Origin of the sequence: Tepidimonas sp., from assembly GCF_036825565.1 — a bacterium.
Taxonomy (GTDB): Bacteria; Pseudomonadota; Gammaproteobacteria; order Burkholderiales; family Burkholderiaceae_C; genus Tepidimonas.
In genome coordinates, this window is sequence record NZ_DAISXZ010000055.1 from 1 (window position 1) to 15,460 (window position 15,460).

At 70.1% G+C, this 15,460-nt stretch carries 15 protein-coding genes and 1 pseudogene; 9 read left to right on the plus strand and 7 right to left on the minus strand.

Translation table 11 applies throughout. From position 1 onward, the window contains the following. Positions 1-68: 68 nt before the first annotated feature. The 3 genes from V7026_RS08255 to rpe all read right to left on the minus strand — a co-directional run bounded on the left by V7026_RS08255 (position 69) and on the right by rpe (position 3,223). Positions 69-2,084, minus strand: coding sequence for a methyl-accepting chemotaxis protein (locus tag V7026_RS08255; RefSeq protein WP_334154913.1), 2,016 nt, complete (start codon positions 2,082-2,084; stop codon positions 69-71). A 12-nt stretch (positions 2,085-2,096) separates the two neighbouring features. Beyond that, the gene (locus V7026_RS08260) at positions 2,097-2,444 is read right to left on the minus strand and encodes a hypothetical protein (RefSeq protein ID WP_334154914.1); all 348 of its coding nucleotides are present in this window, start codon (positions 2,442-2,444) and stop codon (positions 2,097-2,099) included. Positions 2,445-2,545: 101 nt separating this feature from the next. After that, positions 2,546-3,223, minus strand: coding sequence for a ribulose-phosphate 3-epimerase (rpe, locus tag V7026_RS08265; RefSeq protein WP_334154915.1), 678 nt, complete (start codon positions 3,221-3,223; stop codon positions 2,546-2,548). 183 nt (positions 3,224-3,406) lie between these two features. Here rpe and thiL point away from each other — a divergent pair, with 183 nt between their 5' ends. From thiL to V7026_RS08285, 4 genes are read left to right on the plus strand one after another with little or no spacing between them, the layout of a single operon-like run. Then, the gene (gene thiL, locus V7026_RS08270) at positions 3,407-4,441 is read left to right on the plus strand and encodes a thiamine-phosphate kinase (RefSeq protein ID WP_334154916.1); all 1,035 of its coding nucleotides are present in this window, start codon (positions 3,407-3,409) and stop codon (positions 4,439-4,441) included. Beyond that, positions 4,438-5,322, plus strand: a complete 885-nt coding sequence (locus tag V7026_RS08275) for an NUDIX hydrolase (RefSeq protein WP_334154917.1) — start codon at positions 4,438-4,440, stop codon at positions 5,320-5,322. Before thiL ends, V7026_RS08275 begins: the two co-directional genes overlap by 4 nt. Positions 5,323-5,375: 53 nt before the next feature. Next, on the plus strand, positions 5,376-5,861 hold the full coding sequence (locus tag V7026_RS08280; RefSeq protein WP_334154927.1) for a phosphatidylglycerophosphatase A family protein: 486 nt from the start codon (positions 5,376-5,378) through the stop codon (positions 5,859-5,861). A gap of 16 nt (positions 5,862-5,877) precedes the next feature. Next, on the plus strand, positions 5,878-6,396 hold the full coding sequence (locus V7026_RS08285) for a CinA family protein (protein WP_334154918.1): 519 nt from the start codon (positions 5,878-5,880) through the stop codon (positions 6,394-6,396). 15 nt (positions 6,397-6,411) lie between these two features. On the opposite strand, the gene V7026_RS08290 is transcribed toward V7026_RS08285, so the two are convergent. Both V7026_RS08290 and V7026_RS08295 read right to left on the minus strand, forming a co-directional pair. Then, positions 6,412-7,239: a UPF0149 family protein gene (locus V7026_RS08290; protein ID WP_334154919.1), complete on the minus strand. Its 828-nt coding sequence runs from the start codon at positions 7,237-7,239 to the stop codon at positions 6,412-6,414. A 29-nt stretch (positions 7,240-7,268) separates the two neighbouring features. Further along, complete coding sequence (locus V7026_RS08295; protein ID WP_334154920.1) at positions 7,269-8,393, minus strand: hypothetical protein; 1,125 nt, start codon at positions 8,391-8,393, stop codon at positions 7,269-7,271. Between the two features lie 337 nt (positions 8,394-8,730). Here V7026_RS08295 and V7026_RS08300 point away from each other — a divergent pair. Continuing rightward, positions 8,731-8,820 (plus strand): annotated as a pseudogene (locus tag V7026_RS08300) (Lon-like protease helical domain-containing protein); the annotation flags it as partial. A gap of 154 nt (positions 8,821-8,974) precedes the next feature. Further along, positions 8,975-10,936, plus strand: coding sequence for a Lon protease family protein (locus tag V7026_RS08305; RefSeq protein ID WP_334154921.1), 1,962 nt, complete (start codon positions 8,975-8,977; stop codon positions 10,934-10,936). A gap of 34 nt (positions 10,937-10,970) precedes the next feature. On the opposite strand, the gene V7026_RS08310 is transcribed toward V7026_RS08305, so the two are convergent. Continuing rightward, on the minus strand, positions 10,971-12,104 hold the full coding sequence (locus V7026_RS08310; protein WP_334154922.1) for an SGNH/GDSL hydrolase family protein: 1,134 nt from the start codon (positions 12,102-12,104) through the stop codon (positions 10,971-10,973). Between the two features lie 334 nt (positions 12,105-12,438). On the opposite strand from V7026_RS08310, the gene V7026_RS08315 reads away from it, so the two are divergent. From V7026_RS08315 to V7026_RS08325, 3 genes are read left to right on the plus strand one after another with little or no spacing between them, the layout of a single operon-like run. Next, on the plus strand, positions 12,439-13,134 hold the full coding sequence (locus tag V7026_RS08315) for a CsgG/HfaB family protein (protein WP_334154923.1): 696 nt from the start codon (positions 12,439-12,441) through the stop codon (positions 13,132-13,134). A 12-nt stretch (positions 13,135-13,146) separates the two neighbouring features. After that, positions 13,147-13,536, plus strand: a complete 390-nt coding sequence (locus V7026_RS08320; protein WP_334154924.1) for a DUF4810 domain-containing protein — start codon at positions 13,147-13,149, stop codon at positions 13,534-13,536. Next, positions 13,523-14,233, plus strand: coding sequence for a GNA1162 family protein (locus V7026_RS08325; protein ID WP_334154925.1), 711 nt, complete (start codon positions 13,523-13,525; stop codon positions 14,231-14,233). The genes V7026_RS08320 and V7026_RS08325 overlap by 14 nt, the downstream gene beginning before the upstream one ends. 48 nt (positions 14,234-14,281) lie before the next feature. Here V7026_RS08325 and V7026_RS08330 read toward each other — a convergent pair. After that, positions 14,282-15,460 (minus strand): aminopeptidase P N-terminal domain-containing protein (locus V7026_RS08330; RefSeq protein ID WP_334154926.1); only part of this gene is annotated, 1,179 nt, incomplete at its 5' end.

Genomic DNA, 15,460 nt, shown 5'->3' on the forward strand with positions numbered 1-15,460 from the left:
GGATTGTGCCGCACCCCGCTGCCGGGGCGGTGGCCGGCGGGGTTTTCCTGGGGGGCGGCTTGGGGGTGTCAGTCGTCCAGCGCCGGCGACGTGGGCCGCCCGTCCGCCTCGGCGCGCAGGGCGCTGCGGTAGGCGCCACAGCCCAGCAGCAGCGCATCACCCAGCGGCACAACGTAAGACGACTTGGCCCGGACCTGCCCCGTGGCGGGGTTGAGGATGTTGTATTCGATCCACCCCCCGCCCTGCTCGGCGCGGTGCCAGGCATCGGCCAGGAACCGCTCGGCGTTGATGCCCGGGGCGTCGTGCACGCGTGTGCCCACCTTGGCTCGGTCCAGGCCCATGACGCGGTAGGTTCCCTCGCGATCGACGACGAACACGTACAGGTCCCGATCGACGAAGGGGCCACTCTTGTCGTGGAAGTCCTCCACCGCGCGCTCGTAGCCGACGGCGCGGACGTGCGCCAGCGCCTTCTGCACCAGCTCGTAGGCCTCGTCGGCGGTGCCCTGGCGCAGCTTCATGTGGTGCACGGCCTCGTCCAGGTCGCGCGTGCGCTCCATCAGCCAGTTGGCGCGGTGTGTGGTGCGCTCCACCATGGCGGAGTTCTCGTAGGTGACCTTGTCCAGGTCGCCAACCGCGGCCACCACCTCCGCCAGCGCCGTGCTCTGCTGGCGGCTGGCGTCGGCCATTTCGCCGATGCGCGCAGCGATGTCGCGGATGCCGCGCACCAGCACGTCCATGGCCTCGTTGACGGAGCGGATCTCCTGCACCGTGCCCTGCACGCGCTCGGCGGATTCGGCGATCAGCTGGCGCACCTCGTTGGCGGCCTCTTGGCTGCGCTGGGCCAGCCGGCGCACCTCGGCGGCCACGACGGCAAAGCCTCGGCCGGCCTCGCCGGCGCGCGCGGCCTCCACCGCGGCGTTGAGCGCAAGGATGTTGGTCTGAAATGCGATGCCGTCGATGGTGCCGATGATCTCGGTCATGCGCTGCGAGGTGGCCTGTAGCGAGCCCAGCCCGCCGACGGTGTGCTGCATCAGCTCGCTGGCGCGCTCGGTCTCGCGGTTGAGCTCGCCGGTCAGGCGCCGGATGTCCTGCGCGCTGTCGGCGTTGGTCTGCACTGTCTCGGCCACGGCGCGCACGTTGCTGGTGGTCTGCTCCAGGCTGGCGGCCTGGCTCTGTGTGCGTTCGGCCAACTGCTGGCTGTCCTGCACCAATTGCAGGCCCACGTGGCCCAGCACGGCGGCGGCACTGCGCACGTCGGCCACCAACTCCGATAGCGCTTGCAGCATGTGGCGCAGGCGCTGGCTCATGTCGGCCATCTCGTCGCGGCCGGCCAGCACGGCGTTGCTGGTCAGGTCGCCCTCGGCGGCGCGGTCGATGGCGTCGTTCAGGTGATGCAGCCCGCCGACCGTGGCGCGGTAGAAGGCCACCATGCCGTAGCTCAGGACCAGCAGCACCAGCACGCAGCCCGCGGCGACGATGGCGATCTCGCGCTTGAGCAAGGCACTGCGCCGGGCCCACGCAGCCTCCACGCCGTCGGCCAGCTCACCCTCCAGCGCGGCCAGTGCATCGATGGCGCGGGTGGCCTGCGCGTAAAACTCCATCTTGTCCACGGTCATCGCCGCGGTCTTGAGATGGGCGGCGGTGGTGCGCACCAGCTCGTCGGTGGCGCTGCGGAAGGGGCTCCAACCGGCCGGGACGGTGGCGCCGCGGCGCTGCAGCGCATCGGCCCGTTCTTGTAAGGCGGACAGCAGGACCTCGATCTGGTCCGCCGCCGCGGCCTGCCGCACCATGTTGGAAATGATGACCGAGTCGGTCATTGCATCCGGGTGCGCCAGCATCGCGGTGGCGCGGCCGCGCAGCTGGCTGGCCAGCTCGCGCACCGGCGGCAGGCCCTCGAAGGCCAGCGCGGCCCGGTGCGCCGTCAGGGCATCGGCGTCGCGCTGCACGCCCGCGGCGTCGCCGATCCAGCCGCTCAGGCGCTGCAGTCGCGCCAGCGCCTGCTTGGCATCGGCATGGCGGGCGGACGCCGAACGCTGGGCGTCCTTGAGCAGTGCGTCGAGCTGTTCGCGCAGGGGGTTCCACATGCCCTCGGTGTTCTACCCGGGGTGGGCCTGCAGCCGCTCATGCACGGCGCGCAGCGCGGCGGCAGCCCGCTGCGCGGCCTGCTGCTGCGCGCCGCCCAGCGCGGCCACTCCGGCGGCTGCCACATCGGCGGTGTCGCGCCACTCCTGCACTGCGTGGGCCAGGGCCTGTACCTCCCGCATGGCCGCCATACCTTGGCGGGCTTTTTCGGTGGTCTGTAGGTCGCGCCAGTCGTCGGCCACCAGCAAAAAGGCCACGATCAGCAACGGCACCGCAACGACGGCCGCCAGCCCGATCATCTTGACCGGCATTGACAGCCGCTGCAGCAATGCCACCGCGGGGGTGAAGACGTCTTTACGCATCGTGCGAAGTATCGGTTAGAACGGTGCCCTGACCGCTGCGAGAAAACACCAAGGTGACAGATCTTTTTCTCCGCCAACCGGGGGCCGCGACCCGGGGTGTGTCAGGCCAGCGCGGCGCGCATCTGGTCGATGACGGCCTTGTAGTCGGGCTTGCCGAAGATGGCGCTGCCGGCCACGAAGGTGTCGGCGCCGGCGTCCGCCACGCGGCGGATGTTGTCGGGCTTGATGCCGCCGTCCACCTCCAGCCGGATGTCCTTGCCGCAGGCGTCGATGCGGCGGCGCGCCTGTTCCACCTTGCGCAGCGCGCTGTCGATGAACGACTGGCCACCGAAGCCCGGGTTGACGCTCATGATCAGGATCAGGTCCAGGTCGTCGATCACCCAGTCCAGCACGTCCAGCGGGGTGGCTGGGTTGAACACCAGCCCGACCTGGCAGCCGCGCGCCGTGATGGCCTGGATGCTGCGGTGCACATGCGTGCTGGCATCGGGGTGAAAGCTCACCAGATCGGCCCCCGCGTCGATGAAGGCACCGGCCAGCGCATCCACCGGCTGGATCATCAGGTGCACGTCGATGGGCACGCGCTGCCCGTCGGCGGTGCGGGCGTGCGGCCGCAGGGCTTGGCACACCATGGGGCCGACGGTCAGGTTGGGGACGTAGTGGTTGTCCATCACGTCGAAGTGGATCCAGTCCGCCCCGGCGTCGATGACGGCGCGCACCTCCTCGCCCAGGCGGGCGAAGTCGGCGGACAGAATAGACGGGGCGATGCGGTAGCGGTTCATGGCGGCGGTCGTGCGGTCGGTCGGTCGGTCGGGCCTCTATTGTGGCGCGATTCCTTGGCATGCCGCTACCATCCGGGCACCCCAAAACGTGTGACTGCCGATGACCGTTGCCACCTCGCTGCCGCCCCCCGCTCTGCCGGCGCCCGATCCCTGTGCCGACCGGTTTTTCATTGCCGTCCCGCGATGGGCGAATTCGATCTGATCCGCACCCATTTCTGGCGGGCAGCGGCGGCGCGCTCCGACGGCAGCGGTGTGCGGCTGGGCAACGGCGACGACTGCGCGCTGTTGGCGCCCGCGCCGGGCATGGTGCTGGCGGTATCCACCGACATGCTGGTGGCGGGGCGGCACTTTCTGCCGGATGTGGACCCCGAGGCGCTGGGCCACAAGGCGCTGGCCGTCAACCTGAGCGACCTGGCGGCCATGGGCGCGCGTCCGCTGGCCTTCACGTTGGCGCTGGCGCTGCCGCGGGCCGATCCGGCCTGGCTGGCTGCGCTGGCGCGCGGTCTGTTCGCGCTGGCCGATGCGCATGGCTGCGCGCTGGTCGGCGGGGACACCACAGCCGGCCCGCTCAACCTGTGTCTGACCGTGTTCGGCGAGGTACCGGCGCAGCAGGCCAGCCGGCGCGATGCCGCCCGGGTCGGGGACGACGTGTGGGTCAGCGGCACGCTGGGCGACGCGCGGCTGGGCCTGGCCGTGCTGCTGGGTGAGCGCCCCGCGCCGCCCGGTGCCGAGCATGCGCGCGCTCGGCTGGAGCGGCCCACGCCTCGGGTGGCGCTGGGCTTGGCGTTGCGCGGCATCATTCATGCGGCAGCGGATGTCAGCGACGGTCTGCTGGCCGACCTGGGGCACATCCTGGCCGCCTCCGGCGTGGCCGCGCGGCTGGATGTAGAGTCCCTACTCGGCGCGGGCGCAGTGCATCCGGCGGTGCGCGCCCTGCCCCTTGCCGAGGCGCTGCGCTGCGTGCTGGCGGGGGGCGACGACTACGAACTGGTTTTCACCGCCCCCCCGGAGCGGCGCGCGGCCGTGCAGCGCGCGGCCGCGAAGGCCGCCACCCCAGTGACGCGCATCGGCCAGATCGTGGCGGGGCCACCCGCCACGCATGCGCTGGACGCGGGCGCCGCGCGCGTGCACCTGTGCGATGCGCACGGGCAACCGTACCCGCTGCCACCCGGCGTGGCGCTGGGGGGGTTCGACCATTTCGCTACCATGCCGGTATGAGCACCGCCGTCGCGTCCCGCCCTGCGTCCGCCACCGACGACGTCCCGCCGCGCGATGCGGCGTCGGTCGTCCTCATCCGTGACGGGGCGCCGGGTTTGCAGGTGCTGCTGCTGCGGCGGCACCTGCACTCCCGCGTACTGGGCGGGCTGTACGTGTTTCCCGGCGGCAAAGTGGATGGCGACGATGCCGCTCCCGAATGGGCCGCTCTCTTGGACCAGCCGCCTGCCGAACTGCCGGCGCGGCTGGGCGAGCCGGCGCTCACGCCAGCCGCCGCGCAGGCGCTGTTCGTGGCCGCCGCCCGCGAACTGTGGGAGGAGGCCGGCGTGGCCCTGGTGGATGCCCCGCTGCCCCGCGCCGCGGACGAGCCCGCCGCGGCCGCTCACCCCTGGCGCACACGGCTGGCGCAGGCCGGCGCGCGCCTCACGACAGCGGCGCTGCGCCCCTGGTCGCGCTGGATTACCCCACGCAATCCGCCCGTGGGCACGCCGCGGTTCGACACACGCTTCTTCCTCGCCTGCCTGCCCCGGGGGGCGCAGGCCCGGCACGACGCCTTCGAGGCCAGCGACAGCGCCTGGATGACGCCGCGCGAGGCCTTGACCCGTTATTGGGCGCGCGAGATCGAGCTGATCCCGCCCCAACTGATGGGGCTGGCGCAACTGGCTCGGCATGCCGATGTCGCCTCGGCGTGGGCCGAGGCGGCCGACCGCACGCCCCCGTGCATTCAGCCGGAGCAGTTTCGCGACGGCGAGCACCGGGCCATGTGCTACCCCGGCGACGAACGCCACCCGGTGCGCGCGCGGGCACTGCCCGGGCCGACCCGGCTGCGGCTGGTCGATGGCCGGTTCGAGCCGTTCGATGGGTTCGAGGGGTGGTTCCGGTGAGCGCGTCCCCCCATACCGCTGCGGCCGCGCCCGCCGTGCCGTCCGCCCGGTTTATGTTCGCGCGGCTGTCGCACCTGATCGCGCTGGGCCTTGGGGCCGGCCTGTCGCGACTCGCACCGGGCACGGTCGGCACCCTGTGGGCATGGGCGGCGTTTTTGGTCATCGATGCGCTGGCCGCCCCTGGGGACCGGGGGTGGGCGCTCATCATCGGCGCGGCCCTGCTGCTGGGGTGGTGGGCCAGCACCGCCACCGCACGGCGCGCGGGTGTGGCCGATCCCGGCTTCGTCGTCATCGACGAAGTGGTGGCCTTCTGGCTCGTGCTGTGGATGGCTGCGCCGCATGGGCTGTGGGGCCAGATCGTGTGTTTTGCGCTGTTTCGCTTCTTTGACGCGGCCAAACCGGGGCCGGTCGCCTGGGCCGACCGCGTCTGTAAGGGCACCGGTTGGCGCGGGGGCTGGGGCATCATGTTCGACGATCTGGTGGCGGCCTTTTGCACCCTGCTCGTCATCGCGCTGTGGCGCTTCGTCTTCGGGGGGTGAGGCTGTGAGTGCGCTCGTGGTCCCCGCCTCCCCGCTGCTGTGGCTGCCTCCCGCGGTCTGGCCGTTGCTCGCGGAGTTGTCGGCGGCGCTGCTGGCGCGCCGCTGGCGCCTGGCCACGGCGGAAAGCTGCACCGGCGGGCTGGTGGCCGCGTGCTGCACGTCGCTGGCGGGCTCCAGCGACTGGTTCGAGCGCGGCTTCGTCACCTATTCCAACGCCGCCAAGGTGGCCGATCTGGGGGTGGATGACGGTCTGATCGCCACCCACGGCGCGGTGAGCGAACCGGTCGCCCGGGCCATGGCGCGCGGTGCCGCGGCCGCGGCACAGGTGCAGGCGGCAGTGGCCATCACCGGCATCGCGGGGCCCAGTGGGGGCAGCGTCGCCAAACCGGTCGGGACGGTCTGGTTTGGCTGGTATGTGGATGGGCAGGTCCAGGTGCAGTGCCAGCGCTTCGACGCCGACCGCGCCGCGGTGCGGGCGGCCGCGGTCGAGTACGCGCTGGCCGGCTTGCGTACCCGGGTTGCGGGGGCAGCCTGACGCGCTCGCGCCGGCTCAACCCGCCCCGCAGCAGCGCTTGTATTTTTTGCCGCTGCCGCAGGGACAGGGGTCGTTGCGGCCGGGTTCAGCCGCCTTGCGCACCGTCTCGATCGGCGGGCCCAGCGAGCGCGCGATGTCGTGCAGGTCGTACACCGCCCAGATGGCGTCGCCAAAGCGCTCGATCCGATCCGCGCTGACGGTGGGCGGCCCGTCGTCGCGCACGGGGTTGACCGCCGGTTCGTCCTCGTCGGCCTCGAGCAGCGCGGCGACGGCCATCAGGGCGTCCTCCCAGTCGCGCCCCAGCTCCCGATCGCGCGGCGTGCGCCAGTCGTCGGGCCAGGCCTGCACCACATCCCAAAAGCCCACGGCCCAGTATTGCGCAAACGCCGGCAGCGGCTCGTCGCCAAAAGACGCGGTCAGTTGCTCCTGCGCCTCGGGAGGCAGTTCGGCCAGGACCGTGCGCACGTCTGTCAGATAGGGTTGCAGCGTGCGCTCGTCGTCCAGCGCCTCCACGGGGGCTTGTAGCGCGGCGGCGATTTCGTTCCAGCGGCGCATCCACAGCGACAAAAAGTCGCGCAGTTGCGCTTCGTCCCGGAAGGACGCCTTGCCAAACCCCGCAGCGCCCCCCGGTTCGCCGCCAAACAGCACAGGGAAATACTCGCTGGGGGCAAGCAGGCGGCGCCCGCAAATCAGCGCGGTTAGGAAGCCGTCGCAGTATTCCCAAGAGGAGGGGACGCCGTCGCCGCGCTCGGCCAGGTCGTCCAGAATGCTTTCCAGCCGCTCGAAGTCGTCGTCCGACAGTGGCTGCGCCCAAGCGGGATCGGGGGTGTCGGGGGTGTTCATCCCGCAAGTGTAGGGCGCCGTGCGGTGGGCTAAACGACCAGATCGATCTGTTGCAGCGCGCGCGCCGTGCCGGCTTCGGTCAGGTACAGCCCGCTGCTGCGCAAGCGTCCCGCATCGCCCAGCGCAAACGGCGTGGCGATGCGGCCCAGATACAGGGCCCCGACGCCGGCTTGCGCCAGCGTCTGCAGGCGGTCGCCACCGTCGGCACCGTCCCGCGTCCACACCCGCAGTTGCCCGAAGACGGGGTCGGCCGCATCGATCCAGCCGTTGCCGTCGCTGTCCAGGGCGGCCAGATCGGCAAATCCGTCTCCGCTCATGGCGCCGAACAACTCCCGCCCGTCGTCGATGGCGCCGTTGCCATTGCGGTCCAGCGCCAGAAAACCGCTGCCCGATGCCACGAAGGCCATCGATTCGGTCGTGCCGTCCGCGTCCAGGTCGAAGGCAAAGCGCGTGTCGGTTAACGACGGCACCGCCCCGTCCAGCGAGAGCACCAGCGGATCCTTCAGGCGCTGCACGGCATCGCCCGCGCGTAGCGACAGCGTGCGCACATTCACCGAGCTGCTTTGCAACTGCAACCCCAACCGAAAGTCGGTCGTGCGGCCGTCGGTCAGCACCACCCGCCCACTGGCCTGGAAGGCCAGGGTCTGGGACTCGACGCGAATCTCGACCCGGTCGTAAGCCAGCCCCCAGCCCACGGATGCGGGCGCTCCCCCAGGGGCTGCATTTGTGCTGGCGCCGGGTGCAGCATTCGATCCCTCGGCCGCCCCTTCGGCGGAGGCAGCGGGGGGCCAGCCTTTGGCCAGGAACACCCGCACGCGCAGGCCGGTCAGCGCCTCGATCATGAGCACCAGTGTGCGCAGACGCGGATCCAGCGAAGCGTGTACCGTTGCATCTTCCGCCGCGCTCGGCGCATCGGGGGCGTCGGATGCGGCGGAGGGCATGGATTGCCGGGCGGCTTGGGCCCGGGGCGACAGATCGACTTGCGCCGACGGCCGCGGCCCCGCCGCCGTGGGGCCCTGCCCCCGGGTCGGCGGTGTGTCTCCGGCATCGCCCGGACGCGGGCCACGCCACGCCTGCAGCCGCTCGTGCTGCACGGTAGCGCGGGTGTGCTGCGTTTGGCTGTGCAGGCGGATGGCGCTGTGGGCGATTTCCATGGACGGGATATCGACCTGTCGCACCTGCGCCGCAGTCGCCGCCGACGAACGGCGCTAGACTGGCCGCATGGACCACCCTGCTACTGTCGCCGCAAACGCCGCTACCCCATCCGGCGGTGCGCAGCGGCTGCCGGCGGATGCACTGCGCCTGCGCATCGACCCAGCCACCCTGGGCTTCGAGGACACGGCCGAGCTGGCGCACGAGCCGCTGCCGTGGATCGGGCAGGAGCGGGCGCAGACCGCCGCCCGCTTTGGCCTCGCGATCGACCAGCCGCACTACCACCTGTTCGTGCTGGGCGAGGTGGGGACCGGGCGATCCACCCTGCTGCAGCAAGAGATGCGCGCCGCCGCGGCCACCCGCCCGGTGCCGCCCGACCTGTGCTACTTGCACAACTTTGCCACCCCCGAGCGGCCGCGTGCGCTGCGGCTGCCTGCGGGCCAGGGGCGCGCGCTGCGCCAGCGCATGGTCGAGTTTTGTCGCGTCCTGCAGGCCGAGATCCCCAAGCGCCTCAACGAGCCCAGCTTCAAAGCGGCGCTGTCAGCGCTGGAGAAGACCTACAGCGACCGCGAGGCCGAAGCCTATGCCGCCCTGTCCGCGTTCGCACGGGCGCGACAGCGGGCAGCTCATCTTTACCCTCATCGACGAGCGCGGCGAGCCGTTGACCGCCGACGCCATGGCCGCGCTCGATCCCGCCCGCCGGGCCGCCTACGACGAGGGCGAGCGCGAGTTGCGTGCCGAAATCCTGCGGTTTCTGGAGGTGACCGGCCCGCTGGAGCGCGCGTTGCGCGACGGCGTGGAGTCGCTGCGCCGGCAGGCTGTGCGCCCGGTGCTGGACCGCGAGCTCGACGCCATCCGCCAGGGACTGCGCAAGCAGTTCAAGGACACGCGCAAGCTCGGTCAATGGCTGGATGCGGTGGAGCAGGACATACTGGACCACCTGGAGCTGTTCGAGCCCGCCGACCCCGAGGACGAAGAAGACCGCCGCGACGCGCTGGAGCGCCGGCTGCAGCGCTACCGCGTCAACCTTGTGGTGGACAACGCTGAGACGGTTGGCGCACCGGTCATCATCGAGAACAACCCCCTGTACCGGCCGCTGTTTGGCAGCATCGAATACCAGACCGACAACGACGTGCTGGTGACCGACTTCAGCCGCATCCGTGCCGGCAGCCTGCTGCGCGCGCACGGCGGTTTTCTGATGCTGCACCTGCGCGACCTATTCGCTGACGACCTGGTGTGGGAGAAGCTGCGCCGCTTTCTGCGCAGCGGGCGGCTGCAGATCGAGGAGCCGGGCACGATGTTCTCCGCGCTGGCCACCACCTCGCTCGAGCCCGAGGCGGTGGACGTGGACGTCAAGCTGGTGCTGATCGGCTCCAACGAGCAGTTCTACGCCCTGCAGGAGGGCGACCCGGAGTTTGCGCGGCACTTCCGCATCAAGGTGGACTTTGCCGAGACCTTCGGCGCCAGCGATGCCACACGACGCGCCACCGGCGTCTTCGTCGCGCACACGGGCGCGCGCCTGGGGTTGCCGCCCTTCAGCGCGGCGGCCGTGGCGCGTCTGATCGAGGACAGCCACCGCGAGGCCGAGGACCGCGCCCGCCAGAGCGCCGCCTTCGCGCGCACCGAAGCCCTGGTGGTCGAAGCCGCCGAAGTCGCGCGCCGCCGCGGTGCCCGCCGGGTGGAACGCGAGGACGTGGCCGTCGCCATCGCCGCCCGCAACCGCCGCCACGACTACCCGGACGAGCGCCTGCGCGAGGCCGTGGCCGATGGCGACCGCCTGGTCCACCTGCACGGCGCGCGCGTCGGGCAGCTCAACGGCCTGTCGGTCATCGACCTGGGCGACTACCGCTTCGGTCTGCCCATACGGGTGGCCGCACGCACCCTGCCGGGGACCGAGGGGCTGCTCAACATCGAGCGCGAAGTGGCCCTCTCCGGCCCCATCCACGACAAGGCCGTGCTGGTGCTGCACAGCTACCTGTCGGCCCTGTTCGCCCCGTTGGCCCCGCTGGCGCTGACCGCATCCATCATGTTCGAGCAGGAGTACGCGGGCATCGAGGGCGACTCCGCCTCGTGCGCCGAGTTCTACGCCCTACTGTCCTCGCTGTCCGGCCTGCCGTTGCGGCAGGGCATTGCCGTCACCGGCGCCATCAACGCCTTTGGCGAGGTGCTGCCCATCGGCGGCGTCAACGAAAAAATCGAAGGCTTCTATCGCGTCTGCGCCACGGCCGGTCTGGACGGTAGCCAGGGCGTCCTCATCCCCGCGCGCAACCGCCGCCATCTGATGCTTGCCGACGAGGTCTGCGAGGCCGTTGCTGCAGGATGTTTCCACGTCTGGGCCGTGGACCACGTCGCCGACGGCATGGCCCTGCTGACCGGCGTGCCCTTCGGCGCCGAAGGGGCCCGGGCAGCGGGCGGCGGCGTGGCTCCGCCGGACGAAGCCTTCCCGCCCGAAAGCGTGCTCGGCCGCGCCGCAGCCACGCTGATCGCCTACCGCCGCGCCTGCCTGCGGGCGGGCAATCCGCGCGCGTGGCGGCGCAGGGGGTGAGGATCTGCGGGCGGTTATACCCGCCCGGCGTCTGTTACGTCCACCCCCGCGCGCGCAGCGTGTCGTTGACCAGGCTGCCCATCAGCGCGTTGGTGCGGGGCGTGCCGTGGAAGTTGTCCGAGAACACATAGCTGTTCCACCAACCCGCGCCCGCGCCGGCCGGCGCGGCAGCGGTCAGCGACGCCTCGGTGCAGGTTTGGATGCTGTACGTCGGCAAACCCCGGGCATCGGTCCCCGTGGCAGGGCATGCGGGTGAGGTCGTGTTGGTCAGGCCATAGGTTGCCGGTGAGGCCAGCCACTGGTTCAGGGCGCCGAAGAAGTCGACCACCGCCACCCGCGATTCGGTCGCAAAGCGCTGGGCCAGCCGGCTGTTGTAGGCGCTCACCCAGGCGCGGGCCGTCGTGGCGATCTGCTCGGCCACGGCCGCCCCCGTCGCGCCCCCGCCGCTGGATTGGGCGACGGCTGCCAGCAGCGCCAGGAAGCGCGGGGTGCGCGTCACGTCCGGCGCGTTGAGCACGACCACCCGTTTGGCCCCCTTGGCCAGTGCCTGCGCCTGCAGCGTGTCGGCCAATTGGTCGGCCAGCGCGGCCATATACAGCCCGCCCGCCTGGGCCAGCCCGGCGTTGCCCCCGGCCACTGCCTGGGCGACCTGCGCGGGGCTGAGCAGCTCGCCCAGCAGAGCCACATACGCGGCCCCGCCGTCCGCCGAGGCGCCCAGGTAGGCCCCGATCAGGTCGGCGGCATCGTTGCCACCGCCCACGACCAGCAGCACCTCCCGGTCGCCATAGGCGGAGGCACCCAGATCGCGCAGTTGCTGCGGGATGGACAGTGGGGTGGCGTCTCCGGCCGTTCCTGCCACATTGATGCGCGCGCCCCCGACGGCGTGGCTGGTGCATTGCGCCGCCGCCGGGTTGGCCGAGACGGCATTCGGCCCGGTGGCCGTGTAGCGCGGGCACAGCGTGCCCACGTCCGCGGCATCGGTCACGTGATCGACCCAGATCCGCGTTTGCGCCAGCGTCGCGCTTTGCACCGTGAACTTGAACCCGAACGTCCCGGCATCGGCCAGGCTGTCGCCGGCGACCCTGATCGCCGTCACGTCGGTGCCGCTGCCACACGCGGTCAATACGGCAGCCATGGCAACGGCAGTCAGGCGATGCATCCAGCGCATGGGTCACTCCTCCAAGGTAAATCCGAATGCTGCATCGTAGAAATCCGTGCGCATGTCTGGATATTCGGGTTCTCCCTTGCAGTTTGTCGGGCGGGCGACATTGGGGCGTCGTTGCGGATGAAGTACCCGGTACATGTTGCCGCTTGGATGATCGCCCCCAATTTCCCGAAGGGTTGGTTCGTGCGGAGGTGTCGCGGGCATGCAACACGCGGGCGGGGCGGGCTCGAGCGATCAACCAATTGAATACACTTGACCCGGTGTCGCCAGTCCTTGCGGCACGCATCATCAACGACATGCAAGAAGGGAGGGGGATGTGAGTAAGCATAGCACAGGTATGCTGAAGGGTACCGGCGTCCGGATGGCGCTGGTTTTTGGGGGCGCGGCGGTCGTCCTCGGTTTGGCGGGGTGTGCGACGGAGACGAACCGCGTTGTTGCTGCCACACAAACCCAAGCGGCGATTGCGCAAGCGACGGCCCCGGTCCCGGTGCAGCAACGGGTTTCGGTGTCCATCGGTAAATTCGAAAATCAGAGCGCTTTCATGCGTGGCGCCTTTTCGGATGGGGTGGATCGCGTCGGCAACCAAGCCAAGACTGCCTTGATCGCCCACTTGACGCAGACGGGGCGCTTCACGGCGATGGATCGAGAAAACATGAGTGAAATCCGGCAGGAGACGTCGATTGCCGGTGGGCAGCTCAGTCTCAAGGGGGCGCGATTCGTCGTTTCCGGGCATATCACCGAGATGGGGCGCAAAGAGGTCGGAGACAAACAACTGTTCGGCATATTGGGCCGGGGCAAAGAGCAGGTCGCGTATGCCAAGGTGATGATCAACGTCACCGATGTCCAATCCGGCGCGGTGGTTGCCTCTGCCCAAGGCGCGGGGGAATATGCGCTGGCGGCCCGTGAAGTGCTGGGTTTTGGTGGGACGGCAGGATACGATTCCACCCTGGTGGGCAAAGTCATCGATTTGGCGATTCGTCAGGCGGTCGATGATTTGGTCAAGGGGTTGGATGTGCGCCGCTGGGCCAACTGACAGGGAGCGAAAATGCGCGCGGGATCGAGTGCGTTGGCCGTCGTCGCGGCTGCGGTGGTATTGGCCGGTTGTGCGTCCGGGCCCAAACGGGCTCCGTTATACGAGTGGGGTCAATACCCCACGATCTTGCACGAGGATTTGAAGCAGGCGTTGCCGCCCGAGCAGCAATTGAAAGCGATGGAGCAGCAGCGTGCGCTGATGGAAAAAGCGGGGACGCCGATGCCACCTGGTATGGCCATGCACATGGCCTTGCTCCACCAGCGGCTGGGTCAGCACGATCAGGCGCAGCAGTATCTCGAGCTCGAAGCGCAGCGTTACCCGTCGTTGCGTGCGTTCGTGACGTGGCTGCAAAAACAACAAGCACAACAAGCGAAGGGAGGCAAGTCCGATGAAAAGTCATGATCGCTGGTTGGGCGTGATGGCGCTGGCCATGACTCTGGGGGCACTCCCCCTTGGCGCCCAAGCGCAAAATCATGGCGGGGGGCTCGGGCATCCCAACCGTTTGGCGGTGGCGACCCCGGAGTACGCCGTCGAAAAACCGCAGTCCGTGGTGGTGCTGCCGCCGGTCAACCATGCCAAGGACCTGCGGGCGAGCGAGAGCGTTTATCCGCACGTGTACGTCGCCCTGGCCTCCAAGGGTTACGAGGTGCCTGCCCCCACCGTGGTCCAAGAGGTGCTACGGGACAACGGGGTCACCGACTGGGGCTTGGTGCAGGAGATCCCGGTCGAGAAACTGGCGGAGGTGTTTGGCACCGATGCCGCGCTCTTCGTGGACATCGACGACTACGGAACGCACTACCAACTGGTGAGGACCGTGGCCCGTGTCCACCTGCGAGGGCGGCTGGTCTCACTCAAGACCGGGCGCCTGCTCTGGGAGGGGAAAGCCAAGTGGGAGGACGTGGACCAAGACACCAGCAGCGTGGCGGCGTTGCTTATCAATGCGCTGGTGTCGCAGGTCGTGCGTGACAGCAGCAACTTTGCCTACCGCGTCGCGGGGTCGGCGGCGTCGCACTTGATCTGGAGTCAAAAACTGCCGGCTGGGGCATTGTGTCCCGACGTCGGCAAAGACGGGACGGACTGCTATCGTCCCCTCCAGTGACCCAGTGGCTGCGCCCCAGGGCGTCTGTTGACGCCTTGGGGTTTCATTTCACCCCCGCATCAACGCCTCGATCGCGTCGGGCGCCACCGGCACGTCGCGGGTGATCAGTTCGCAGCCGTCGTCGGTCACCACGGCGTCGTCCTCGATGCGGATGCCCAGGTTCCAAAAGTGTTCGGGCACGCCGGCGGCCGGGCTGACGTACAGGCCGGGCTCGATGGTCAGCACCATGCCCGGGCGCAGGATGCGGCTGGGGCGGTCGCGGATGATCTCGCCGCTCAGCGGGTCGCGCCGCTCGCTCACCTGGCCCACCTCGGCCGGCTCAATGTAGCTGCCGACGTCGTGCACGTCCAGCCCCAGCCAGTGGCCGGTGCGGTGCATGTAGAAGCGGAAGTAGTGCCGCTTCTCGATCACGTCATCCAGGTGGCCGACGTCGTTCTTGTCCAGCAGGCCCAGGTCCAGCATGCCCTGCGCCAGCACCTTGACCGTCGCATCGTGCGCATCGACGAAGCGCGCCCCGGGGCGGGTCGCGTCGATGGCGGCCTGCTGCGAGGCCAGCACCAGTTCGTACAGGTCGCGCTGCGGCCCGCTGAAGCGGCCGTTGGCGGGGAAGGTGCGCGTGATGTCGGATGCGTAGCCGTCCAGCTCGCAGCCGGCGTCGATCAGCACCAGATCGCCGTTGCGCACCGGGGCGGCGTCGGCCCGGTAGTGCAGCACGCAGGCGTTGGCGCCTGCGGCGACGATGCTGTCGTAAGCCGGTGACTGCGAGCCGCTGCGGCGAAACTCGTGCAGAAGCTCTGCGTCCAGGTGGTATTCGCGCACCTCCTCGCCGGCGTGGATCATGGCCGCGCAGCGGCGCATGGCCCGGATGTGCGCCCGTGCGCTGATCTGTGCCGCGCGCCGCATCACGCCGAGCTCGTGTGCGTCCTTCACCAAGCGCATTTCGTCGAGCAGGGCGCACACGTCGCGCTGCGCATCGGGGCACAGCACCCCATAGCGCACCCGGGCGCGCACCTTGTGCAGCCAGCCGTCGATGCGCGCCTCCAGCCCGGCGTGCGTGGCAAATGGGTACCAGACGGCGCGGCGGTTTTCCAGCAGCTTCGGCAGGCGCGCGTCCAATTCGACGACCGAGTGGGCCTCGTCCACCCCCAGTGCACCGGGCGCGGCCGCCGGGCCCAGGCGGTAGCCGTCCCAGATCTCGCGCTCCAGGTCCTTGGGCTGGCAGAACAG

Coding starts and splice junctions, on each gene's coding strand:
- V7026_RS08325 (WP_334154925.1), top strand. CDS start 13,523: ATGAAAAGTCATGATCGCTGGTTGGGCGTGATGGCGCTGGCCATGACT.
- V7026_RS08295 (WP_334154920.1), bottom strand. CDS start 8,393: ATGGAAATCGCCCACAGCGCCATCCGCCTGCACAGCCAAACGCAGCAC.
- V7026_RS08280 (WP_334154927.1), top strand. CDS start 5,376: ATGTTCGCGCGGCTGTCGCACCTGATCGCGCTGGGCCTTGGGGCCGGC.
- rpe (WP_334154915.1), bottom strand. CDS start 3,223: ATGAACCGCTACCGCATCGCCCCGTCTATTCTGTCCGCCGACTTCGCC.
- thiL (WP_334154916.1), top strand. CDS start 3,407: ATGGGCGAATTCGATCTGATCCGCACCCATTTCTGGCGGGCAGCGGCG.
- V7026_RS08315 (WP_334154923.1), top strand. CDS start 12,439: ATGCTGAAGGGTACCGGCGTCCGGATGGCGCTGGTTTTTGGGGGCGCG.
- V7026_RS08290 (WP_334154919.1), bottom strand. CDS start 7,239: ATGAACACCCCCGACACCCCCGATCCCGCTTGGGCGCAGCCACTGTCG.
- V7026_RS08275 (WP_334154917.1), top strand. CDS start 4,438: ATGAGCACCGCCGTCGCGTCCCGCCCTGCGTCCGCCACCGACGACGTC.
- V7026_RS08310 (WP_334154922.1), bottom strand. CDS start 12,104: ATGCGCTGGATGCATCGCCTGACTGCCGTTGCCATGGCTGCCGTATTG.
- V7026_RS08320 (WP_334154924.1), top strand. CDS start 13,147: ATGCGCGCGGGATCGAGTGCGTTGGCCGTCGTCGCGGCTGCGGTGGTA.
- V7026_RS08260 (WP_334154914.1), bottom strand. CDS start 2,444: ATGCGTAAAGACGTCTTCACCCCCGCGGTGGCATTGCTGCAGCGGCTG.
- V7026_RS08305 (WP_334154921.1), top strand. CDS start 8,975: ATGCCGCCCTGTCCGCGTTCGCACGGGCGCGACAGCGGGCAGCTCATC.
- V7026_RS08255 (WP_334154913.1), bottom strand. CDS start 2,084: ATGTGGAACCCCCTGCGCGAACAGCTCGACGCACTGCTCAAGGACGCC.